At 64.1% G+C, this 21663-nt stretch carries 18 protein-coding genes; 7 read left to right on the top strand and 11 right to left on the bottom strand.

The annotated features are described in order from the left end of the window. Positions 1-46: 46 nt before the first annotated feature. The 4 genes from XI05_RS23830 to XI05_RS23815 all read right to left on the bottom strand — a co-directional run bounded on the left by XI05_RS23830 (position 47) and on the right by XI05_RS23815 (position 4653). The gene (locus tag XI05_RS23830; RefSeq protein WP_018320691.1) at positions 47-349 is read right to left on the bottom strand and encodes an HU family DNA-binding protein; all 303 of its coding nucleotides are present in this window, start codon (positions 347-349) and stop codon (positions 47-49) included. Positions 350-694: 345 nt separating this feature from the next. Beyond that, positions 695-1927 (bottom strand): acetyl-CoA C-acetyltransferase, encoded by a 1233-nt coding sequence (locus XI05_RS23825; protein WP_271506289.1) that lies wholly within the window; start codon positions 1925-1927, stop codon positions 695-697. Positions 1928-2160: 233 nt separating this feature from the next. Next, positions 2161-3624, bottom strand: a complete 1464-nt coding sequence (locus XI05_RS23820; RefSeq protein ID WP_271506286.1) for a GH1 family beta-glucosidase — start codon at positions 3622-3624, stop codon at positions 2161-2163. 75 nt (positions 3625-3699) lie between these two features. Beyond that, positions 3700-4653, bottom strand: a complete 954-nt coding sequence (locus XI05_RS23815) for a LysR family transcriptional regulator (RefSeq protein WP_271506283.1) — start codon at positions 4651-4653, stop codon at positions 3700-3702. Between the two features lie 82 nt (positions 4654-4735). On the opposite strand from XI05_RS23815, the gene XI05_RS23810 reads away from it, so the two are divergent. Next, positions 4736-5308 carry a YybH family protein gene (locus tag XI05_RS23810; protein ID WP_271506280.1) on the top strand — a complete coding sequence of 191 codons (573 nt, stop codon included), beginning with the start codon at positions 4736-4738 and terminating at the stop codon, positions 5306-5308. 194 nt (positions 5309-5502) lie between these two features. Here XI05_RS23810 and XI05_RS23805 read toward each other — a convergent pair whose 3' ends face one another. The 4 genes from XI05_RS23805 to XI05_RS23790 form a co-directional block, all read right to left on the bottom strand. Beyond that, positions 5503-8703, bottom strand: coding sequence for a patatin-like protein (locus tag XI05_RS23805; RefSeq protein ID WP_271506277.1), 3201 nt, complete (start codon positions 8701-8703; stop codon positions 5503-5505). Next, complete coding sequence (locus XI05_RS23800) at positions 8676-8930, bottom strand: hypothetical protein (protein ID WP_271506275.1); 255 nt, start codon at positions 8928-8930, stop codon at positions 8676-8678. The genes XI05_RS23805 and XI05_RS23800 overlap by 28 nt, the downstream gene beginning before the upstream one ends. Positions 8931-9371: 441 nt before the next feature. Further along, positions 9372-9779, bottom strand: coding sequence for a hypothetical protein (locus XI05_RS23795; protein WP_271506272.1), 408 nt, complete (start codon positions 9777-9779; stop codon positions 9372-9374). A 61-nt stretch (positions 9780-9840) separates the two neighbouring features. Then, positions 9841-10008, bottom strand: a complete 168-nt coding sequence (locus XI05_RS23790; RefSeq protein ID WP_172785547.1) for a hypothetical protein — start codon at positions 10006-10008, stop codon at positions 9841-9843. Positions 10009-10314: 306 nt separating this feature from the next. Between XI05_RS23790 and XI05_RS23785 the strand changes: the two genes are divergently transcribed. The 4 genes from XI05_RS23785 to XI05_RS23770 all read left to right on the top strand — a co-directional run bounded on the left by XI05_RS23785 (position 10315) and on the right by XI05_RS23770 (position 15091). Continuing rightward, the gene (locus XI05_RS23785; RefSeq protein ID WP_271506270.1) at positions 10315-11274 is read left to right on the top strand and encodes a helix-turn-helix domain-containing protein; all 960 of its coding nucleotides are present in this window, start codon (positions 10315-10317) and stop codon (positions 11272-11274) included. Between the two features lie 290 nt (positions 11275-11564). Next, on the top strand, positions 11565-12518 hold the full coding sequence (locus XI05_RS23780; RefSeq protein ID WP_271506268.1) for a sugar-binding protein: 954 nt from the start codon (positions 11565-11567) through the stop codon (positions 12516-12518). Positions 12519-12551: 33 nt separating this feature from the next. After that, positions 12552-14069, top strand: a complete 1518-nt coding sequence (locus tag XI05_RS23775) for a sugar ABC transporter ATP-binding protein (protein WP_271506265.1) — start codon at positions 12552-12554, stop codon at positions 14067-14069. Beyond that, positions 14066-15091, top strand: coding sequence for an ABC transporter permease (locus tag XI05_RS23770; RefSeq protein ID WP_271506262.1), 1026 nt, complete (start codon positions 14066-14068; stop codon positions 15089-15091). The genes XI05_RS23775 and XI05_RS23770 overlap by 4 nt, the downstream gene beginning before the upstream one ends. A 66-nt stretch (positions 15092-15157) precedes the next feature. Here the strand turns inward: XI05_RS23770 and XI05_RS23765 are convergent, their stop codons facing one another. Continuing rightward, positions 15158-17629: a TonB-dependent receptor gene (locus tag XI05_RS23765; RefSeq protein WP_271506259.1), complete on the bottom strand. Its 2472-nt coding sequence runs from the start codon at positions 17627-17629 to the stop codon at positions 15158-15160. 163 nt (positions 17630-17792) lie between these two features. After that, on the bottom strand, positions 17793-19145 hold the full coding sequence (locus tag XI05_RS23760; protein ID WP_271506256.1) for a histidine kinase: 1353 nt from the start codon (positions 19143-19145) through the stop codon (positions 17793-17795). Between the two features lie 204 nt (positions 19146-19349). Here XI05_RS23760 and XI05_RS23755 point away from each other — a divergent pair, with 204 nt between their 5' ends. Beyond that, the gene (locus XI05_RS23755; RefSeq protein WP_036007891.1) at positions 19350-19970 is read left to right on the top strand and encodes a response regulator; all 621 of its coding nucleotides are present in this window, start codon (positions 19350-19352) and stop codon (positions 19968-19970) included. A gap of 69 nt (positions 19971-20039) precedes the next feature. Then, entirely contained in the window at positions 20040-20885 is an 846-nt protein-coding gene (gene fghA, locus XI05_RS23750; protein WP_271506253.1) for an S-formylglutathione hydrolase, read from the top strand. 164 nt (positions 20886-21049) lie between these two features. Here the strand turns inward: fghA and XI05_RS23745 are convergent, their stop codons facing one another. After that, positions 21050-21619: a DUF3280 domain-containing protein gene (locus tag XI05_RS23745; protein ID WP_271506249.1), complete on the bottom strand. Its 570-nt coding sequence runs from the start codon at positions 21617-21619 to the stop codon at positions 21050-21052. Positions 21620-21663: the final 44 nt, after the last annotated feature.

Raw genomic sequence — 21663 nt, 5'->3', positions numbered from 1 at the left:
CTGCCCCAGACAAAAGGCCCCCTCGTTCGAGGGGGCCTTTGCGTTGTTAGCCCACGGCGTCCTTGGCGGCCTTGACCGGGCGGGCGCGGACGATCTTCCGGGCCGGCTTGGCCTTGAACATCATCTCTTCACCCGTGAACGGGTTGGTGCCCTTGCGCGCCTTGGTCGCGGGCTTCTTGATGACCACGAACTTGGCGAAGCCCGGCACCAGGAACAGGCCGTTCTTCTTGAGCTCCTTGTGGCCGACGTCGGTCAACGTCTCCATGACGTTCTTGACGTCACGCTTGGAAAGCTCGGTGGCGGTCGCAATCTTTTCGATCAACTGCGATTTGGACATCTGGGTTGGCATCGTGTCTCCTCTGATTCGTTGCCGGTTGCATATTAGACCAACCGTTGAAGGCCTATAGCCTTCTGCACAGTTTTGTCGCGAAATTACGGGCTTTTCTGGCCTGCTGTGACAAAAAACCCTGCTTTTTAGCACCTTCCGGGGCGGAGGAAGCCTCGGGCAGCGGTTTTTGCCTTGTTTCAAAGGCCCGCACGACATCTTGCTAGAACTGATTCGCCGCTTTCGACAAGCGACGACCGGCCTCTTTGTGAAGGCGGGCGCGTGTTTCACCCTGAAAAATAAGGGTCGGATCGCAGGTCGCCGGTCTTCCTCCCCGTGAAAATGGGGAGAAAGCGAGGGGCGATTGGTTTAGACGCGCTCGATGATGATGGCCGGCGCCATGCCGCCGGCGGCGCACATGGTGACGAGACCGCGCTCGAGGTCGCGCCGTTCGAGCTCGTCCAGCACCGTGCCGATCAGGATCGAGCCGGTGGCGCCGATCGGATGGCCGAGCGCGATCGAGCCGCCGTTGACGTTGACCTTGGCCCGGTCGAGCTTGAGGTCGCGGATATATTTTTCCGCCACCACCGCGAAGGCCTCGTTGATCTCGAACAGGTCGATGTCGTCGATGGTGAGGCCGGCCTTGGCCAGCACCTTGCGCGTTGCCGGCACCGGTGCGTTCAGCATCAGGGTCGGCGAGTCCCCCATGTTCGCCATCGCGACGACGCGGGCCCGGGCTTTGAGGCCATGGGCCTTGGCGTAAGCGGGCGAGGCCAACAGGATCGCGGCGGCGCCGTCGACGACGCCGGAGGAATTGCCGGCGTGATGCACGAAGTCGATGTCGAGATCGGGGTACTTTTGCAAAATCAGGCCGCGATAGGTCGTGCCCTTGTCGTCGAGCGCGTAGTCCGCGATCGCCGGAAACGCCGGCTTCAGGCTGCTGAGGCCTTCCATCGTGGTCTGCGGCCGCGGGTATTCTTCGTGATCCAGCGCCAGGCTGCCGTCCTCGCGGTTGACCGGCACGAGGCTCTTCTTGAAGTGGCCGTTCGCGATCGCATGCGCGGCGCGCTTCTGGCTCTCCAGCCCGAGCGCGTCGACGTCCCTTCGGGTGATGCCTTCCAGCGTCGCGATCGCATCGGCGCAGACGCCCTGATGCGACTGCGGATGCCGTGCCCGCAGGCGCAGATTGCCGCCGTCCATCATCATCGGACCGCCGCCGCGGCGTCCCTCCATCGACATCATCTCGCAGCCGCCGGCGATGACGAGGTCTTCCGCACCCGCCATGATCGAGGATGCCGCCATGTTGACGCTGGTGATGCCGCTGCCGCAGAAGCGGTCGAGCGTCACCGCGCTGGCACGTACGTCGTAGCCGGCATCGAGCGCCGACATGCGGCCGAGATCGCCGCTCTGCGTTGCCACCTGCGCGCTGCAGCCCCAGACGATGTCGTCGACATCAGCGGTGTTGATGCCGGTGCGATCGGCGAGCGCGCGCAGCACGGTTGCGCCGAGCTGCTGCGGATGAATGCCCGACAGGGCTCCCTTGCCGGCCTTGCCGATGCCCCGCGGGGTCCGGCAGGTATCGATGATCAGCGCGTCAGCCATTGGCGTCGTCCTCTTGTTTATGGGTGTTGAAGACGGTTTTGAATAAGGGGGAGAAGAGAGTCAATGCGCGGCGCCTTCTTCGCCTCTCCCCGCGTGCGGGGAGAGGCCGGATTTTACGCGCAGCGGAAAATCCGGGTGAGGGGGAGCTTCAGCAAGGACGGCGACAGATGGACTCGCGGAGAGAGCCCCTCACCCCTGCCCTCTCCCCGTAAGAACGGGGAGAGGGAGAAGAGCTACGCCCCCGCCGCGTTCTTCGCGATCACGTTGTGGTAGAAGCTGGCGCTGAGTTTTGCCGTGCGGACCTGGGTGTCGAAATTGACGTGGTACAGCCCGAAACGCTTGTTGAGGCCATACACCCACTCGAAATTGTCCATCAGGCTCCAGAGGAAATAGCCGCGCACCGGCACGCCTTCGTCGGTGGCGCGCTGGAGCTGAGCCAGATAGTTGCGCAAATACATGATGCGGTCGGTGTCGTAGATCTTGCCGTCGGGCGACACCACATCGTCGCCGGAGGTGCCGTTCTCGCTGATATAGATCGCATCCGTCTTCCAGATCTTCGCCGCCAGCTTCGGCACCCAGTAGATCGTCTCTGGCCCGACGCGCAGCCAGTCCGAATTCATGTGCGGGAAGGATTTCGGGATCGGCAGCGGCTTGAAGCCCGCGCCCTGGTCGGACGCCACCACGTAGTTCTGCGGCGCATAGATGTTCAGGCCGAGGAAGTCGACCGGCGACGAGATGATCTTGAGCTCCGCATCGGTGTATTTCGGCGCGTTGGTCCCGGCGTATTTCAGGAAGGCGTCGGTATAGCGGCCCGTCATGATGACGTTGAGATAGCCGGCATTCATCTCGCGCAGCGCGATCTCCGCGGCGCGCACGTTTTCCGGCGTGTCGAACGCGGGCGCGCAGGCATCGATATTCTCGGCCGGCCCCACCCTGGTGCCGCGGCGGCCATGGGCGCGCACCGCCTGCACCGCGAGCCCGTGCGCCAGCGCGCTGTTGTGCCTGATCTGGTTGACATCGGCTTGCGGCAGCTTCAAGCCCGGCGCGTCGATGCCGATGCCGTAACCGAAATAGACGAAGCGCCCGCTCTCGTTCAGCGTGAACACGTTCCTGACCCGGTCGGTGAGGTGCGCGGCGACATAGGCCGCGTAGTCGCCGAAAATCTTGCAGGTCTCGGTCGAACGCCAGCCGCCGAAACGGTCCTCGAGCGATTGCGGCAGATCCCAATGATAAAGGGTCAGCCACGGCTCGATGCCGTTCTTCAGGAGCTCGTCGACAAGACGATGGTAGAAGTCGAGCCCTTTCGGATTGGGCTTGCCGTCGCCGTCGGGAAACAGCCGCGGCCAGGCCACCGAGAAGCGATAGGCCTTGCAGCCGAGCTCCTTGATGAGGGCGATGTCCTCCTTGTAGCGGTGATAGTGCTCGTTGGCGCGGTCGCCGGTGGTGCCGTCCTCGATCTTGCCGGGGATGCGGACGAACTTGTCCCAGATCGAGGCCCCTCGCCCATCCTCCTCGACCGCGCCCTCGACCTGATAGGACGAGGTCGCCGTGCCCCAGAGAAAGCCCGCAGGAAAGCCGCCTGCATTGCGCGGCGGCCGTCTCGGCTTGGCCTCGACCGCCTCAAGGGGACTCGCAATCCCGGCTGCGGACAATCCCGCCAGCGTGGCAAACCGGCGGCGCGAGACCCTTTCCATCATCGATGCTGCTCCACTTCTCTTCATTTCGGCCCGGCACAATGAACAGTTCCGGGCGATTTGAGAAGCGGGTGGATTCTAGCGTCGACTTGCTCCGATTGAACCGACCAAGACCTGCATCAACCACTCAATGCCGGCGTCTCTCATCGCCGCCTTGGTTGCGATGGCCCGGATCGTGTCCGGTTTGCGCGCGAAAGGCAGCTCGACGAACACCAAGCCGAAACGACGCGCGTGGTGCTCCACCAATCGGCGCGGCAAGGCTGCGATCAGGTCAGACCCGGAAAGCTGGGCTAGCGCCATCATGAAATTCGGGACCGTCAAGGCGATGCGGCGTTGGAGGCCGCGCTTGGCCAACATGTCGTCGACGAAACCGCGCGGCTCACCGCTGAGTGAGACCAGCAGATGTTGCGATTGCGCGAAGGCCGCATGGGTTGGCGCTTTTGAAAAGCGATGTCCCTTGCGCATGGCCAGCACAAAATCCTCATCATAGAGGCTGCGCGCCTCGAACCGCGGTGATACCGAAGGCAGCGGCAACATTGCGACGTCCAGCTCGCGTCTTTCCAGCATGTCGAGGCATTGCTGCCAAGGCTCTCCGATCGCGCCGTGGCGCGGCGCGGGCATCAGGTGGATCAACCCGATGTCTATGTGCGGCGCGGCAGCTGCGATCGATCGCAACAGCGGACCGGTAGCCGAGACCAGCACCGCATCGGGTGCGCCAATGGTGAACCTGCGGCTGCTCTTTTCGGGGTCGAACGGCGTAGCCGAGCCGAACAGCTGTTCGACGCGCGCGATGATCTCAGCCACCGGCTCCCCCAGCTCCAAGGCCCTTGCCGTTGGAACGACGCCCTTCGGGGTCCGCAGAAACAGCGGATCGTTGAGCAGCAGCCGGAGCCGGCCGAGCGCATGGCTGACGGCCGACGGTGTCAGGCTCAGCCGAGCGGCTGCGCGCGCCACATGGCGCTCTTCCAAAACCACGCGGAAGAGCACGAGGAGATTGAGGTCGATCCTGGATAAATCAATTTGGTTCAGCATGTTGCTGAAATCATATCACTGGATTCATCGGGATCAAGGCTTCATGGATGAGCTCGCACGTCATTCGACCAGGAGCTGTGAAATGACCAGGAGACCGCCCGGAGCGAACAAAAGCCCAGATTCTCAGGAGATCTCGCGGCGCTCGATGATGGCCGCTACGGCTGCAATTCCACTGTCCGTTCAGCTGTCGGCCGATGCGGCGGCTCAGAACGAGGCGGTAACGACTCTCGTCGAACGCGCTCGGCAGAAAAATGCCGCGTTCATGCGGGGCGACATGGATCGCTGGTCCAGGCTTGTTGGCATTGCGCCGGATTTCACGCTGATGCAGCCCTTCGGCGGCCCGGCAAGCCGCGGATTTGACGCCAGCCCCGAGCGCCTTGCCGCGCTATCGCGATACTTCAGGGAAGGCAAAACGGAACTCGAGGTTTTGCAGACCTATGCATCGGACGCGCTCGTCGTTCTCGTCATGGTCGAGCGCCAGCGCGCCGAGGTGGGCGGGTTGCCGGCTCAAGACTGGTCGCTGCGCGTGACCGAAGTCTACCGTAGGGACGGCACGGATTGGCACCTCGTGCACCGTCATGCGGATCCGCTGGTCCGAAGCATCACCTTGAAACAGGCGGCGATACTCGCCCGGGGCTGGCCAGAGGAAGAATGACGAAGCGCCGCAGATGAGCTGGATTCGGAGTGACGCGAGATCTTGTCCGACATGTGATGCTGCCCCCGCAATGGTTGTTGGAGCCGTACAATGACGGGTTAGGGGAATTTGAGAAGCAGTGGGGCAGAAGTTGACGATGCAAACATGCCGAAGAGCGCCCCTGCTCCGAGGCGCTAACGCGGCGTGCATCAGGATCATGAACCGGTCTTCGGTCTACAGAACAGATCGAAGGCTGAGCCGAACACGTTATGTCCGTCCGGACAACTGATTCCCGCGAAACCGCCATTGGCAAACGCCATCACGCCGAAGAAGATGAGCAGGCCGGCCATGACGGCAAGTCCGAGGGTGCCTCCCTTGATCAACCGTACCCACCTGGCCCACTTTTCCTGCCGAGCGATGAAGTCTCCCAGCATCGTGATCGACAGGTGAACGGCCGCCGTGATCGCCAAAGCAATCAGGCTGACATTGCGAGCACCCGACGCCCCGATCAACGCGGTAACGCCGAAGAACAGGAATTCCACAACGTACAGCAGCCCGAGCCAGTAGCAGAACACGGCTCGACCAAGGCTGCCCGGCGTCGAGATCGTGAGCAGGGTCTGAACCGCGCGACCGGCCCGTGTGACCCACATCATCCAGCTTCGCTGTCCCCGACGGTGCTGTTCCGCCTCCTCGAGGATCTGTCCGGTAATGGTCAAGGCGCGTGAGCCGGTCCGCAGCGCGACCTCGGTGCTGGGCCTGCGGTTGACGTTGTAGTACTCGCGCACATAGTTGAGCATGCCCTGGTCGCCCAGCACCTCTTTCAGCGCCTGAGCGATCTGCGTGCGGCGCTGTCCGCCCGCGGTCAGCGCCAGTTTTTGCCATAAGGCATCGAAGGCGCCTTCGAGCGTTTCATTCTTCTGCTCCGCCAGCGCCTTTGTGAAGCCGTCAACCAATTGGTCGTAGCTATCCGGCTTCATCTCCTCGCGTATGATCGTACATTGCGCCTCCTTGAGGAGAGCGTCTCTGATCACCTTGTCCTCGGCGGCAGGAAACAGGGTTGCCAGTATCCGCTCGCAACCGTCCAGCCGGCCCCACATGATGTCGTTGCGCCGCCACTGCTCGTCGAGAAAGGCGCCGAAGTGGAGCACGGCAACGCCGGCGAGCTTGTGTCGCAGGCCATTGCGTTCGTCGATCAGGCTGGTGGCATCCTCCGGGCTAACCCGAACGATCTCGACGGTCGAAGGCTCGCCGGTGCCTGTATCGTAGTAGAGCGGGAAGCTCGCCTGATCGTACTCGTCGAACCTCATGAAATATTCGGCCAGGAATTCGCGGAGCGCCGTCCCCTCCGGGGTGTTGAGCGCGTCGACGTCCTCTGGCAAGGCCACCTTGGCGACCGCGACGCGGACCTTGGGGCCGCCTTCGTCGCTCTCCTCGCAGGCATGAAGCTCCGGGTTTCCAAGCAGGGCCTGGGGAAGCGGCATCTGGCCGCGCGGCGCCATGCCGATCACCGGGGCGTAACCGTCTTTCAACGCGCGAATGTCGCCCTCGAGCGCGACCTGAAGCTGCGTCTCGACGGCCCTCGTATATTGGAGGAGCATCTTGGCGTTGGCGAAGACGTTCTCCTGAAGCGTCCGCAGCGGACTCGGAGGCGGCAGGTCGCTCGGAAGCGGCACGGGCGTACCGGACTTGGTCGTCAACGCCTTCAATTTGGGATCCGGCTTCTGGCCAAGAATCACACGAAGCGTCTGGATCAATTCTTCATGACATGCCGACCTGCTCCCGGTCTCCGGGGGCTTCAACTGCCAGGTCACGCAACGGAGCTGGGCGATGGCTTCTCCGAGCCCGCCGGCGAGGCGGTTCAACGCAGCGAAGAGCGCCTGCGAGTCCATTCGCCGGTGGGACACGTGCCTGTCCCACCGTTCCATGAGATGTGTTTCAGCATCCGACCAGGCGTTCCCGTCGCCAGGCAGCTCCGGCTTGATGAAAAGACTTCGAAGCTGATGCACCTTGCGCAGGATAAACCCGGTGCGCCTGAGGCGATACTTGACGTCGTAATCGTCCAGAAAGGCGTTGACCGACTCGGTACGACCCTTGGCGTCTTTCTCGTATTCGTAGAAATTCTCCTCGCGCCAGGCTCGCGCCAATGCGCGCAACGCGTAAAATTGGTCGGAGCGGCGGTCGATGCCCCACCAGACGGCCAACCGATCGGCGAGATCGTCCGTGACGGTCATCAGCCGGAGATGACGGTATGGCAGAAACGCGACGCCGTAATAATCGACCATATGGCGCATGTCGCGCGACCGCCAGGCAGGCACCTTGCCGTCCCCGTCGAGCACGATGCGCGCGAAGGGGTCATCGTTGCGCGCTTCGATGTCGACTTCGACCTGACGCACAATCCGCTCGACCCGCTCGATGCGCCTGTTGCGCGCCAACACCGCTTCGATGTCCTCGCGGATCGTCTCATCCTGCGGGATTGTCAGCATGGCCGAGAGCGCATTGGCGAGCGCATCGGGTTTTTGGCTCGCGCTTCCCTGCTCGGTTTCGGGATGAGCGGGGGTCGGTTCGACATAGATCAGCTTGCGTTCCATCGGTAGGCTGCCGAGACGCCATGACAGCGCATCGACGACGTAGCTGAAGGGCTTGTTGTCGAGATAGCCTCCGTCGCCGAACGCGCGCTTGCGCCAACCGTCACCGTCCAGGTCCGCGATCGACAGCCCCGTGAAGAACGGCTTCCAGGCGTCGAAATTCACGCTCCCGACGGTTTGGCGCGCGTCGCACAAGCGCTGCGCGTCGGATACGGACATCGGTTCGAATGCGAATGGGAAGGATGACGTGCAACGCGCCGCAAACGCAAGAAACGGGGCGAAACTTTCGGTGAAATGGTTCTCGCCCCCGGCGGCATATTGGAAGTGATAGACCTGCTTGTAGCGCTGCTCATAGACGACCTTGTCGAACAGCCGCAACGGCACGACTGCGCCTCGAATGTCCGTCGTCGTGACGTACAGATCCAGTTCGTCGACGAGTTGAGACTCGCCCCTCGCCGTCGGCGCGACCCTCCCCTCTCTCTCCTTCTCCATTTTCTCGAAGGCATCGAGAAGCTTGACGTACATCCGATCGCTGTTCAGGAGCGACTGCGGCGCAGAACCGGTCTTGGCGAACTCCAGCCCCTCGTAGGAGGCGTTGTCGTTGAGCAGACGATTGATATCGCCCTCCTCGATCCACAACGTCTTCAATGGAGCGAACTTCTCTCCGCTGACGAGAGCTTTTGCGAGGAAAATGCCGTTGATGCCGCCAGCGGAGGTGCCCGCGAGCGAATCCACCACGAAGCGTGTGCGTTGCCCAGTCGGCAGAGTGGCCATGTCGGCGAACGGATCACGCCCGCCGATGGTCAGATGCTCGAGATAGCGGGCGCGCAAGTTCTCGTCGCGCAGCAGCCATGACGCCTTTCGGTAGACCTCGCGCGGCGAAGATTCAGGTCATCATGCTCCTTCGGCGTCGCGCACGCCATCTCGTAGAGCTCATTCGTAACTCCGTTGATGTAGATCGCGAGCGAAACGCCACCATACATCACGATGCCGAAGCGGATCTCCCGCGAATAGAGATTATCCCCCACCCTGGGGTGACAAGCCGCAGCAACTTCCATCGCCCGCCTCGTTCAAAAAATCTTCACGCAATTCGTCGAAGCGAGGCCACCCATGGCGGCTCGCAACGTTCCCGCTAATCGGTCAGCAGCTCATTGTGCCCTTGCCACGACGCCACTGAAATCGCGCCGGGCTCCTGCACGCACCGTCGAGGTCATGCCCTCGAAATCACGATCGAAACATATGGACGCAAAATCGACCCGGCGTGGCTTGGTCCTCGTACGATATCGAACCTGCCACCCATCGCAACGGCTGTATTATGATCTATCGGCAACCATTGATACAAGCCTATCCGGGGCCTGATTTTGACAATTTCCGCTGAACCTGCCTGAGACAATTTGCCCGAACGTTGGCACGCGGCGGTGCCGGATCGGAGTTCACGATCGTCATGGCCGGGCCGAAGAAGCAGCACGTGCAATGCGGGCCGGCGCGGCGGCCCTCGTTCAGCGCGAGCGCTTCGGCAGTTTCGGCAGCTTGTCGGGATTGAATGCCGGCATCTGCCCTGGTGGTTCAGGTGCGGGCGGCTGTTGTTCCGTGCGGATGAGCGTTCCGTGGAGGATCATGCCCGGCGCCTGAGGTGCCGTCGCGGTGTAGGTCGCGATTCTGCCAGGACAGCTTCCTTCGATCGTCAGGGTCAGCTCGTCATCGTTGCCGAACACGGTGGCGCGACCGTCGGTATGACGCCTCGTCGACACGATAGCGGTGAAGCGATCTCCATCGACCTGGCAGGTGCCGTGATAGGTCATCAGGCTGTCACGGCCCCAGATCTGGCCGTCGGCGACGTGGACGATCCCGGTACCCTGGTCGACCGGCGTCTTGTACCAAGCCGCGTAGGTGCCGTCCTTCAACATGGGAGCAGCCTCCGCTGGTATTCCCACGCCGACAATTGGCATCATTAGCGCCAACAAACGGTTAATGACCGGGCCCGTGCCAATCCGGTCTTTCCTTGCGCAGCTCGGCCTCGAGCTCCTCGATGATGCTGTGAAGCAGATGCACGGCAAGCGGGTCGGTCACCTCGCGCTCCAGATGCCGGTATCGCGCGATCAGAAATTCCTGCTCTCTCAACTGGTGCTCTGTCATCGGACGGGCCCTCCGACACATCGACGCGCAGACGATCAAGCAGTTTCGTTAAAGTTTTCAGATCATTTGCTATGGTTTCTGACCGGTTAAGAGGCCCGCGCCGCCGGCCTTCGCCCGCGGGCCTGCAACGATCGCCCGCCGTCATCCCGCGTGCCTTTGAAACCGCGCGCTCGGCTGGAGCAGGATCAGGCAAAGCACAACCGTTTCAGGCAAGACCGGTGCCTCGGCCCCGCATAGAACCCGCGCCAACCCGTACAAGTACGGGCCCCTGATCTCAGGCAGCAGGCGATCGGAAGGAGCCACGCAATGACCGGGAGCACCGCATCCACGCACAATCCCTCGCCCAATGGCCAGCCACCCGTCCCTGGCGCACACCCCGCCGATGTCGCGATTTCCGAGCGGCGCGCCGCCGGATCGGAGATGGCGCGGGTGCTCAGGACCGAACCGACCCGCATGGCCTTGGACGCCTCCGGCGCCGGCATCGCGCACTGGAATCACGACCCATTGCACGACGTCGTCGAGCCCATGAGCCACCACGTGATCATGGCGTATAACGGCGTGATACAGCGCATGGAGCGCCGGACGGGAAAATCGGTTTCGATCGGGACGTTTCGCCCCGGAGCCGTGATCATCATTCCGGAAGGGTCGAGCTCCCGATGGGACATTCCGAAGCCGGTCGATGTCGTTCAGCTCTACCTTCCGAATGCGACACTGAAGCGCGTCGCCGGCGAAGCCGGAATCGCAGGGCCGACCGACCTGCTGGAGCGGACGGCGCACCCTGACCCCATTACATCGAGACTGCTGTTGAGCGCAGCGGATGCACTCGAAGGCAATGGGGTCCTGGATGCGCTGTTCCGGCATCAGGTGACGGATCTTCTCGCCACCCGCGTCCTGGCTGCGCACACAGGCACGCGGGCCACGTTCCGACCGGCCATGGGCGGGCTGGCGCCGAAGGTCCTGCTCCGCGCGATCGAACGGTTGCGCTCGGACGGCGATGCGGACGTCTCCCTCGATGCGCTGGCATCCGATGCCGGCCTCTCGCGCTTCCACTTCTGCCGCGCCTTCAAGGAGAGCACCGGGCTCTCGCCCCACGCCTGGCTGCGCCAACACCGGCTCGAGCAGGCCATGCACAAGCTGCGGGGGAGCGACGAGCCGATCGTCTCGATCGCTGCCGCGCTCGGCTATTCCTCGCAGACGGCGTTCGCGGCGGCGTTCAGGAAGCTGACCGGCGAGACGCCGAGCGATTGGCGCAGGCGCATGCGCTAGCAGTTATCGCCATTGGCGAGCGCATACCGCCTCATCTCGTGAGGCACGACACCACCTCAGCGCCGAGGTTGGCGTCCGGACCGTTGCTTCCAATTGCGCGCCCCGCGGGCTTCTGCTAGCTTGAGGTACGTGCCTCATTTCACCTCGCCGGCCGGGTCGGTGACCCGCCTCTGCCGCAACGATGCGGGTGGCGGCCGATTGCCGCGCCGCTGGGGGTGAGGCATGCGCCCAATCTGGGCTCAAGCAGAGTTGGCCATCGAAAACGGCCGACCGCCTTAGGGGAGGATGATATGCAGCGTCTCTTGGTTGCAGGTGCGTCTATTGCCTTCGCGATTGCAGCGGGGGTCGGCTCGGCCGATGCGGCGGACAAGAAGGTTCTGGCCTTCGTCGTCAATGGCGCATCCGACTTCTGGAAGATCGCCGAGGCCGGGATGAAGAAGGCGCAGGGCGAGTTGCCCAACTACGAGCTCCAGTTCAAATATCCGGAACAGGCTGCGGCCGCCGTGCAGCAGCGCGTGATGGACGACCTCGTCGCCGCCGGTGCCGCCGGCATCATGGTCAGCGCGGTCGATCCGAAGAACCAGACCGAGCACCTCAACAAGGTTGCGTCCCAGACGGTGCTGTTCACCACCGACAGCGACGCGCCGCAATCCAAGCGCGTGGCCTATATCGGCTCTTCCAACACCGACCTCGGCAAGGAGGCAGGAAAGCTGATGGTCAAGGCGCTGCCGAACGGCGGCAAATGCGTTGGCTTCGTCGGCCTGCCCGGCGCCGACAATGCGCGCGAGCGCATCGAAGGCGTGAAGGAGACGATCAAGGGCTCGAAGGTCGAGCTCGTCGACGTTCGCGGCGACGAGATCGACCAGACCCGCGCCAAGCGCAACGTCGAGGACATCCTCGCGGCCATGCCCGATGTGAGCTGCCTCGTCGGCTTCTACTCCTACAACACGCCGCGGATCTACGAGGTGCTCAAGGAGGCCGGCAAGCTCGACAAGATCAAGATCATCGGCTTCGACGAGGATCCGATCACGCTCGGCGGCGTCAAGGAAGGCAGCATCGTCGGCACGGTGGTGCAGCAGCCGTTCGAGTGGGGCTATCAGGGCATGAAGCTGATGGCGAACTACATCGGCGGCAACAAGTCCGGCATTCCGGCCAACGGCATCATCATCGTGCCCGGCAAGGTCATCGAAAAGGCGAATGTCGACGAGTTCATGGCCTCGATGAAGCAGATGCTGAAGAAGTAGGAGATATCCGCGCTGCCCGCCGCGCAGCCTACCATGCCAGAACCGTTCCTCGAGCTGGTCGACATCAGCAAGAGCTATCCAGGCGTGGTCGCCCTCGACCACGTCGGTCTCCAGGTGTCGCCCGGCGAGGTCGTTGCGCTGATCGGCGAGAACGGCGCCGGCAAGTCGACGCTGATGCGCGTGCTCGGCGGGGTCGTGGAGCCGAGCGGCGGCGTCATCCGTGTCGACGGCGTCGCGCGAGGCTCGCTGACCGTGGCGGACGCGATCAAGGCGGGCATCGCTTTCGTCCATCAGGAACTGAACCTCTTCGACAATCTCGATGTCGCCGGCAACGTCTTCATCGGCCGCGAGCCTGTGCACGGCGGGCCCTTGCGGCTGATCGACCGCAAACGGATGTATGCCGATGTCGCGCCGCTGCTGGAGCGGCTCGGCTGCGATTTCGCGGCCGATGCGCCGCTCGCCGAACTGTCGCTGGCGCAGCGCCAGCTCGTCGAGATCATGAAGGCGCTTTCGCTCGATGCTCGTCTCGTCATCATGGACGAGCCGACCTCGAGCCTGACGCTCGCCGAGACGGACCGCTTGATGCGGACCGTGGCCGGCCTAAAAGCCCACGGAGTCAGCGTCATCTTCATCACGCATCGGCTCAACGAAGTGATGCAGTGCGCCGACCGCGCGGTCGTGCTGCGCGACGGGCGCGTGGTCGGCGCACTGACGCGTGCGGAACTCTCTCCGGCGGCGATGATCCGCCTGATGATCGGCCGCGACCTGAAATCGCTCTACGTTCCGCCGGCCGCGCCGCCCGGCGACAGCGTGCTCGATATCGTCGATGCGGTCACCGACACCTATCCCGGCCGCGCCGTGAGCCTGTCGGTCCGCCGCGGCGAGATCCTCGGACTTGCCGGTCTCGTCGGGTCCGGCCGCACGGAGCTCGCGCGCGCCCTCTTCGGCATCGACCGATTGCGCGGCGGCGCGATACGACTCTATGGCGAGCCGATCCGGATCGCAAGCCCGCGGGCCGCCATCGAGCAAGGCATCTATCTTGTTCCGGAGGACCGCAAGGGCGCGGGCCTGCTGCTCGACGTCTCGATCACGGAAAACATCTCGCTGCCGGATCTGGCGTCCTATATGCGCTTCTGGCTGGTGGATAGCGCGCGCGAGAACGAGAATGCGGTGCGTCAGCGCGAGCGCCTCAAGATCCGCGCGCCCGACGTCAAGACCGCCGTCGCCTCTCTGTCGGGCGGCAACCAGCAGAAGGTCGTGCTCGCCAAATGGCTATCGATGCAGCCGAAGGTGCTGATCGTCGACGAGCCGACGCGCGGGGTCGATGTCGGAGCCAAGCAGGAGATCTACGGCATGCTGCGCCGCCTGACCGATGCCGGCGTGGCGATCCTGATGATCTCCAGCGACATGGAGGAGGTGATCGGGGTCAGCGACCGGCTCGCGGTCATGCATGAGGGCGCGATCTCGGGCTTCCTTGATCGCAGCCAGTTCAGTGAGCACAATGTGCTGCAGCTTGCCGTTGGCCACACAATCGCGGCGGAGGGACCTTGAGCAAGAAAGACCTGAGCCTTCTCGTTCTGATTCTGGTGGTCGGGACCGTCGTCGCCCTGATCAATCCGAGATTCCTGTTCGTGGGCAATCTCTCCAACACCGCCAACCAGATCGGGCTGTTCGGCATCTTCTCCATCGCGGAAGCCTTCATCATCATCATCGGCGGGATCGAGCTGTCGGTCGGTTCGGTGATCGCACTGCTGGGCGTCCTGTTCATCGACCTCATCGTCAATCACGACGTCAACTGGGTGGTAGCCCTCGCGATGATCGTCGGGGCCGGGCTCGTGATCGGCCTCGTCCATGGCACGCTGGCGACCCGGATGCGGATCCAGCCTTTCGTTGTCACGCTGTGCGGCCTCCTGATCTATCGCGGCGCGGCGCGCTATTACACCGAGGACGCGACGGCTGGCTTCGGCTTCGGCGCGAGCTTTCCGACGCTGGAATGGCTGGCCGCCGGCCGCACCAACGTGCTCGGCTTTCCGCTGCCGCACAGCGTGGTGGCGCTGGCCGTGGTGGCCATGATCGCCTGGGTGGTGCTTCACCGCTCGGTGTTCGGCCGCTATCTCTTTGCCGTCGGCAAGAACGAGGAAGCGGCACGCTATTCCGGCATTCGCACCAACCGCGTGATCGTCTCGGCCTATGTCATCTGTGGCGGGCTGACAGCGTTTTCGGCAATCCTGATCGCGATGTACACCCGTTCGATCTCGCCGGCCGTGCACGGCTCGTTCTACGAGCTCTACGCCATCGCCGCCGCCGTGCTCGGCGGCTGCTCCTTGCGCGGCGGCGAAGGCTCGATCATCGGCGTCGTGCTCGGCACCGTGCTGCTCCAGGTGCTGCAGAATCTGGTCAACCTGCTGGGCATTCCGAGCTCGCTCAATTTCGCGGTGATGGGAACGGTGATCCTGGTCGGCGTGCTCGGAGATCAGTATCTCGTGCAGCGACGCCAACGCGTGGGAGTGGCCAAAGGCCGGGAGCAGGCGAGCGTCGCTGCGGCGCCGCTCGAGCGCGTGAAGGTGGAGTGAAGGCGAGGGTTTCGCGGGCCTTTCGTCGACATAGACGGCCATCCAAGAGAGGACGCTCCAAAATATCTAGAACGTCACCCGCATCCCCGCGTAGAACGCGCGCGGCCGTGCCGGGCTGAGCGAGCGCGGGTCGGTGAAGGCATTGCCGCCGTTGGTGAAGTTGGGCAAGGCACCGGTATCGAAGAACTGCCCGTAGGTCGCGTAGCGCTTGTCGAAGATGTTGTCGACGCGGCCATAGAGCTGGATGTTCTTCGTCACCTGGTAGGAGGTGTGGAGATTGAACACCGTGTAGGACGGCAGTTTCGCGAACTGGTTCGACTCGTCGCCGACGAGATATTGGCTGGAGACGAACAGCGCGTTGCCGCCGACCTTCCAGACGTCGGTCACGGCGTAGTCGACGCCGACCTTGACGCGGTGGCGCGGGATCGCGGGGATCTGGTTGCCGGGCCTGACCTGGATGGTGTCGGTGGCGGGGTCTCTGAACGGGCTCTCCGAGCCGAGCTCGAGCGGATCAAGGAAGCGCGCATCGACGAACGCATAGCTCGCCTGGAATTGCAGCGTGGGCGACTTGATGCTGACTTCGGCTTCGAGCCCCTGCCGCCGGGTGCGGCCGACATTGGAGAAATAGCCGAAGCCGGTCCGCCCGACGACGGGAACCGCTACGATGTCGTCATAATTGGTGGCGCGGAAGCCGCCGACCTTCCATCCGAGCGTGCCGATGTTCAGCTCCTTGGTGCCGCGAAAACCGGCTTCCACGGTCTTGGAGACGACCTGCTTCAACGGCGGATCCGCGACCAGAAACGCCGCGAGCAGGCAGGGCCTGGCGGGATCGGCGCAGCCGAGCTCGAGCGGCGTTGGCACGCGGTTGGCTTCGGAATAGCCGGCATAGGCGGTCAGCTCGGGCGTGATCTTGTAGGTGCCGCCGATGATCGGGTTGAAGCGGGTGTAGGTGTGATCGCCGTTGAGCGCGGTGCCGAGCTGGTCCTCCAGCGAGATCCGCGCCACGTTGAAGCGACCGCCGCCCGTGATGGCGAAAGCATCCGTGACGTTGAACGTGTCCATCGCATAGAGGCCGTTGTACTGGTTGACGGTCCGCAGCGAGACGGGGCCGGCGACCGGGTTTGCCGTGGGAGTCGGGCCCAGGAAAACGCCGCTGCCGCTGACGACGTAGTTCTCTCCGATCGAGCCGATTTCGGCGGTGGCGTTGTAGCGCGTGACGCTGGCGTCGTAGGTGGCGCCGATCACGAAGCGGTTGTCGTGGCCGAACAGCTGATCGGTGTTGGTCGCCTGCCCCGACACGCCGAGGGTGGTCGAACGGATCGAGCCCCGGTCGATCTCGCCGAGGATGGTTCCCGGCGCGAAGGGATTGGCGAGTTGCGCGCCACCCGCGCCGTTCGCCGCGGTGGTGTCATCGCCGAAGCACAGCAGCGCCGGATCCGCACCGCACTCCTGCACGTCGGTCGGGTTGCCGTCGACCACCTTCTGCTCGTACCTGCGCACGTGAGCGGTGCCTTCGAACGTCCAGGTCGGCGTCGCCTCGACCTTGCCGGTCAGGTTGAGATAGCCGACGCGATTTGAGGTGGTCTGCGGCGTGGTGTAGGTCGCACCCCAATATTTGTCGAGCAGCTCGGCCGGGACGGTGGCGCTGGCACCGAAATCGTTCTTGGCGACGCCCATGTTGGCGTGGAATTCGCTGTCGCCGGCTTTGTAACCGACATCGCCGTAGAAGCGCCGCACCGTCGATTGGGAAAAATTGCGGAAGCCATTGTCGCGCAGTCCTTCGAGCGCGGCATAGACGGCGTAGTTCTGGTCGACCTGCTTGCCCCATTGCGCCGAGCCCTGGATGCGGCCGAACGATCCGCCCATGAGGTCGACCTCCGCGCCCTGATAAGTGAAGCCGTCCTTCATTTGCAGGTTGATCGCGCCGCCCAGCGCATTGAGACCGAAGGCCGGGTTGTTGGTCACCAGCGTCACCGACCTGATCGCGGCCGTGGGGATCAGGTCCCAATTGACGGCATCCGAGAATGCCTCGTTGATGCGGACGCCGTTCTGATACACCGCAAGACCTTGCGGCGTGCCGGTCACGGGCGACGCGACGAAGCCGCGGAACTCGACATCCGGCTGGAACGGATTGCCGGTGACTTCGCTGATGTTGACGCCGGCGATGTTGTCGCGCAGCGCGTCCGTGACGTTCAGCGAACCCGTGCGCCTGATCTGGTTGGCATCGACGGCATTGATCGCCGACGGGACCTTGTCGACGTCGAGACCGCGGCCGATGCCCGGCGAGGTCGGATAGACGTAGATGCGCGTCCTCGGCGCGGCGGATGCCGGCGCCCCCACGCGCGCAACCGGTCGCGACGGCGCCGCGCGCCGCGTTGCAGGGGGTGGCGCGGAGACCTCGACCGGCGGCAGGTTCTGGACGTTGGTCTCCTCGTCCGGCGCGGCCCCGGCGGGGCTCACAAAGACCAAGCCCGATGCCAGCCCGGTCGACACCGAGGCCATCAACAAACCACGCTTGAACGAAACAACCTTGCCCATCCCCGCCTTCCCATCCGTGACCACCGGCTGTTTTGATTTCCGCCGATTGGTCGAGACGAGTTTATTCGGCCGCAATGGGGACGCCAGCCACAAAAGGTCGGGTCCAATCCGCACCCATTTTCCCGACCAAATCGGGAATTTTTCCCGATCGCTTCGGGTGCGATCAGGTTGCCGCCGTCGGCACCAGCGCTTCCACGGTCACACCGCCGTCACCGGAGACCACATTGAGCGTGCCGCCCAGCGCCAGGATCCGCTCGCGCATGCCGACGAGGCCGAAGCCGAGCTTCTGGCCCGGCTCCATGCCGCGACCGTTGTCGCTGACCCGCACCCGGGCGCAGCCGCGGCCGCCGGCCTGCTCCACCGGCTCGATGACGACGCTGACCGAGGTCGCGCCGGCGTGACGGAACACATTGGTGAGCGCCTCCTGCACGATGCGGTAGATGGTGAGATCGGCGGTCTCGCCGGTTGCGCCCAGCGCCGGCGAGATCGAGGTCTCGATCGCGACGTCGGGACGCGACTCCCGCCACAGCCGCGACAGGGATTCCAGCGCCTGGCGCAGGCCGAGCTCGGCAAGACCCACGGGCCGAAGCCGCTCCAGCACGCGGCGGTTGAACTGCTGAAGTGCATTGATCTGCTCCAGCATGGCGCTGCCGTGCTTTCGCACGGCATCCGCGCTCGGCTCGCGCCCGTCCGCCTGCTTCGCCAGCGCGCTCGCATGTGCGCGCAGCGAGAACAGATAGGGCCCGAACTCGTCGTGCAGCTCGCGCGCGATCTCCTTGCGCTCGATGTCCTGCAGCGATACGGCACGCTCGGCAAGGCGCTGCTTCTCCTCGACCGCTTCACCGAGTGTCGCGGCAAGATGGTTGAGCCTGGTGCAGATCGCGGCGAACTCCGGCGCGCCGCCCGGCGCGACACGGGCCTCGTAATGTCCGCTTTCGAGCTTCCCCATGGCCTCCGCCAGCGACTGCAGCGGTGCCAGGGCACGGCCGACCACCTTCATCATCAGGAAAAACAGCGCGAGCGCGACCACCGAGCCGACCTCGAGCTGGGTCACGATACCGTCCCAGATCTCGGCGATCTCGTCGTCGGGGTGCGAGGTGATCACGAGCGAGCCGGGCTTGCCGCGGATTGAGACCGGCACGCTGACCGCGGTCTGCTCGGGATGAACCAGGCTGACGAACCAGGCCGGCGGGCCCCGCGCGTCGCCATCGGCGCCAAGCCGGGGCGGCGTCAGCGGGTTCCCACCGGAATCGTGCAGCGCGATGCTGACATGGCGCAGGCGGCTGAGATCGCGGGCGATCTGGTTCAGCCTGGCATCCGGATCGGGCGCCTCGTTGAGATCCGCAACGATCATCTCGATGAATTCGCGCGCGAGGCGGATTACGCTCTGGTCCTCGGCCTGCACGCGCGGGCCGGCCTCGGCGACCTGGCGGCCGATATTGACCGCGAGCCCCAGTGCCAGCAGCAACGCCAGCAAGAGATTGATGCGCCCGCGCAAGGAAAGATTTTGCCACATTGGTCTCGCTCGTGCCTCGCGAAGGGTTGGCCGCGCCTGTCCGATGACGTTGACAGAGCCGAACCGCCCGATATCTAATCGGAAGCGTACAGCAATCCCGGCCGGGTTGCATGAGGCGACACGAGACGCGCGTCTTGTCCGGTCAGCCTCGTGCGGCGCAGAACAGGCAAGCTCCAGGGGACGTGGCTGTCGCGAGGAACGCCCATGCGCATTCTGATCGTCGACGATCATCCCATCGTCGCCTCCGGCTGCCGCGCCGTGCTGGCCGACGAAGGCGAGATCGAGATTTTGGAGGCCGCCGACGCCGAGGACGGCGAGTGCGTCTTCATCGTCGAACGTCCCGACCTCTGCATCATCGACATCAATCTGCCGACCGTCTCCGGATTCGAGCTCGCGCGCCGCATCCTCGAGCGTGCTCCCGAGGCCCGCATCATCATGTTCAGCATGAATGACGACCCCGCCTTCGCCGCGCGCGCGATCGAGTGCGGCGCCAAGGGCTACGTCTCCAAGACCGGCGACCCCGACGACCTCGTCGAGGCGATCCGCGCCGTCGGGAGCGGCGGCACCTACCTTCCGACCGCGATTGCGCGCAGCATCGCCTTTGCGGGGCCGACGCTGGCGCAAAACCCGCTGTCGAAGCTGAACGCGCGCGAGATGGAGATCCTGCGGCTGCTCAGCGCCGGCAAGAGCCTGTCCGAGATCGCCTGGCTGGTGCAATCGTCCTACAAGACGGTCGCCAATACCTCGTCCATCATGCGCCAGAAGCTCGGGGTGAAGACCTCGGTCGAGTTGGTGCGGCTGGCGATCGACAGCGGCGTCGCCTGACGACGCCACAAATTCGCTCATACAAGCGTTGCAATCTTGATGTGGTGAGATGCCACGGAGTCTTTCGGCATGACGATTCAGACTGTCTCGACCAACAAATCCCATGGCGGCGTGCAGGGCGTCTATCGCCATGCCAGCCAGGCGACCGGAACCGACATGGTGTTCTCGGTCTATATCCCGCCGCATGCGGACGGCGCCAAGCTGCCCGTGGTCTGGTACCTCTCCGGGCTCACCTGCACGCATGCCAACGTCACCGAGAAGGGCGAATTCCGCAAGGCTTGCGCCGAGCTCGGCCTGATCTTCGTCGCGCCCGACACCTCACCCCGCGGGCCCGACGTGCCAGGCGATGCCAACAACGCCTATGATTTCGGCCTCGGGGCCGGCTTCTATGTGGACGCCACGCAAGAGCCGTTCGCCCGCAACTATCGCATGTGGAGCTATGTCACGGACGAGCTGCCGAAGCTCGTGGCGGAGAACTTCCCGGTCGATGCCAGGCGGCAATCGGTGATGGGACATTCGATGGGCGGCCATGGCGCGCTGACGGTGGCGCTGCGCAACCCGCACCGCTTTCGCGCAGCCAGCGCGTTTGCCCCGATCGTGGCGCCCTCGCTCGTGCCCTGGGGCATCAAGGCGCTGACCGGCTATCTCGGGCCGAACAAGGATTCCTGGCGCAACCACGACACGGTGGCGCTGATCGAGGACGGCGCCAAGTTCTCCGGCTTCCTGGTCGATGTCGGCGAGGCCGACAATTTCCTGAAGGAGCAGCTCAAGCCGGAGCTGCTCGAGGCCGCCTGCGCCAAGGCCAGCATCCCGCTGACGCTGCGGCGCCAGGCGGGCTACGACCACAGCTATTATTTCATCTCGACGTTCATGAGCGATCACCTGCACTGGCATGCGGCAAGATTGACGGCGTGATCTTGCTCTCTCCTCCCCCTCTCCCCGTTCTTACGGGGAGAGGGTTGGGGTGAGGGGCTGCTTCCGCAAAGACGCTGAGAGTTGGACTCGCGGAGACTCCCCCTCACCCGGAATTTGCTCCGCAAATTCCGGCCTCTCCCCGCACGCGGGAAGAGGCGCAGACCTCATGGCTTACCGTAATTCGGCGCCAGCAGGCGGTTGCGGATGAGATAGCTCATGGTGCGCGACCAGGATTCATCCGTGTTGCCGCGCATGTCGGCGCTGGCGGCGGTGATCATGTTGCCGGTCTTCACATCGCGCAGATAGATGTTGAGGTTGATGATCAGGTTCGAGACCTTTTGCACGAGCCCGGTGATCTCCAAATCGGCGCCGAGCTGCCCGGCGAGCTTGAGGTCGCAACCGCCGCAGGCCTGCAGGTTCGCATGACGAGCGGCCTCCCGTACCGGCCCGATGTCGAGCACCTGGAACTTGCCCGACTCTGCCAATTCCTTGCGCAGCTGCTCGCTGATGCGTACGAGCCGCGCCTCTTCCGGCTTGGAGCCGTAGAACTCGCCCGGCAGGCTGGTGTCGATCAGCTCGAAATCGAACACCGCGAGTTTCGGCGGGTCGGCGAGCGCGGCCGCGCCCGTCAACAGCAAAGCTGCGATCGCCAACAATGCTCGCATGATCGTGATTCCCGGCCGTGCGCGCGCGGGGACGAAATGCGGGGTTGCATGGCCTGACAATTTGGTCATGCTTGAAGCAGAGACAATTCTTCACCGGCGGTCAAGCCGGGGAG

It is taken from the genome of Bradyrhizobium sp. CCBAU 11357, assembly GCF_028128865.1.
GTDB lineage: Bacteria > Pseudomonadota > Alphaproteobacteria > Rhizobiales > Xanthobacteraceae > Bradyrhizobium.
Note: the sequence above shows the minus strand (reverse complement) of the source record. Positions and strands in the feature narration are given on the sequence as shown.

Excerpts from the sequence above, each read along its gene's own strand:
- XI05_RS23830 (WP_018320691.1), bottom strand. The coding sequence starts at position 349 with ATGCCAACCCAGATGTCCAAATCGCAGTTGATCGAAAAGATTGCGACC.
- XI05_RS23825 (WP_271506289.1), bottom strand. The coding sequence starts at position 1,927 with ATGGCTGACGCGCTGATCATCGATACCTGCCGGACCCCGCGGGGCATC.
- XI05_RS23820 (WP_271506286.1), bottom strand. The coding sequence starts at position 3,624 with ATGATGGAAAGGGTCTCGCGCCGCCGGTTTGCCACGCTGGCGGGATTG.
- XI05_RS23815 (WP_271506283.1), bottom strand. The coding sequence starts at position 4,653 with ATGCTGAACCAAATTGATTTATCCAGGATCGACCTCAATCTCCTCGTG.
- XI05_RS23810 (WP_271506280.1), top strand. The coding sequence starts at position 4,736 with ATGACCAGGAGACCGCCCGGAGCGAACAAAAGCCCAGATTCTCAGGAG.
- XI05_RS23800 (WP_271506275.1), bottom strand. The coding sequence starts at position 8,930 with ATGGAAGTTGCTGCGGCTTGTCACCCCAGGGTGGGGGATAATCTCTAT.
- XI05_RS23795 (WP_271506272.1), bottom strand. The coding sequence starts at position 9,779 with ATGTTGAAGGACGGCACCTACGCGGCTTGGTACAAGACGCCGGTCGAC.
- XI05_RS23790 (WP_172785547.1), bottom strand. The coding sequence starts at position 10,008 with ATGACAGAGCACCAGTTGAGAGAGCAGGAATTTCTGATCGCGCGATAC.
- XI05_RS23785 (WP_271506270.1), top strand. The coding sequence starts at position 10,315 with ATGACCGGGAGCACCGCATCCACGCACAATCCCTCGCCCAATGGCCAG.
- XI05_RS23780 (WP_271506268.1), top strand. The coding sequence starts at position 11,565 with ATGCAGCGTCTCTTGGTTGCAGGTGCGTCTATTGCCTTCGCGATTGCA.
- XI05_RS23775 (WP_271506265.1), top strand. The coding sequence starts at position 12,552 with ATGCCAGAACCGTTCCTCGAGCTGGTCGACATCAGCAAGAGCTATCCA.
- XI05_RS23765 (WP_271506259.1), bottom strand. The coding sequence starts at position 17,629 with ATGGGCAAGGTTGTTTCGTTCAAGCGTGGTTTGTTGATGGCCTCGGTG.
- XI05_RS23760 (WP_271506256.1), bottom strand. The coding sequence starts at position 19,145 with ATGTGGCAAAATCTTTCCTTGCGCGGGCGCATCAATCTCTTGCTGGCG.
- XI05_RS23755 (WP_036007891.1), top strand. The coding sequence starts at position 19,350 with ATGCGCATTCTGATCGTCGACGATCATCCCATCGTCGCCTCCGGCTGC.
- fghA (WP_271506253.1), top strand. The coding sequence starts at position 20,040 with ATGACGATTCAGACTGTCTCGACCAACAAATCCCATGGCGGCGTGCAG.
- XI05_RS23745 (WP_271506249.1), bottom strand. The coding sequence starts at position 21,619 with ATGACCAAATTGTCAGGCCATGCAACCCCGCATTTCGTCCCCGCGCGC.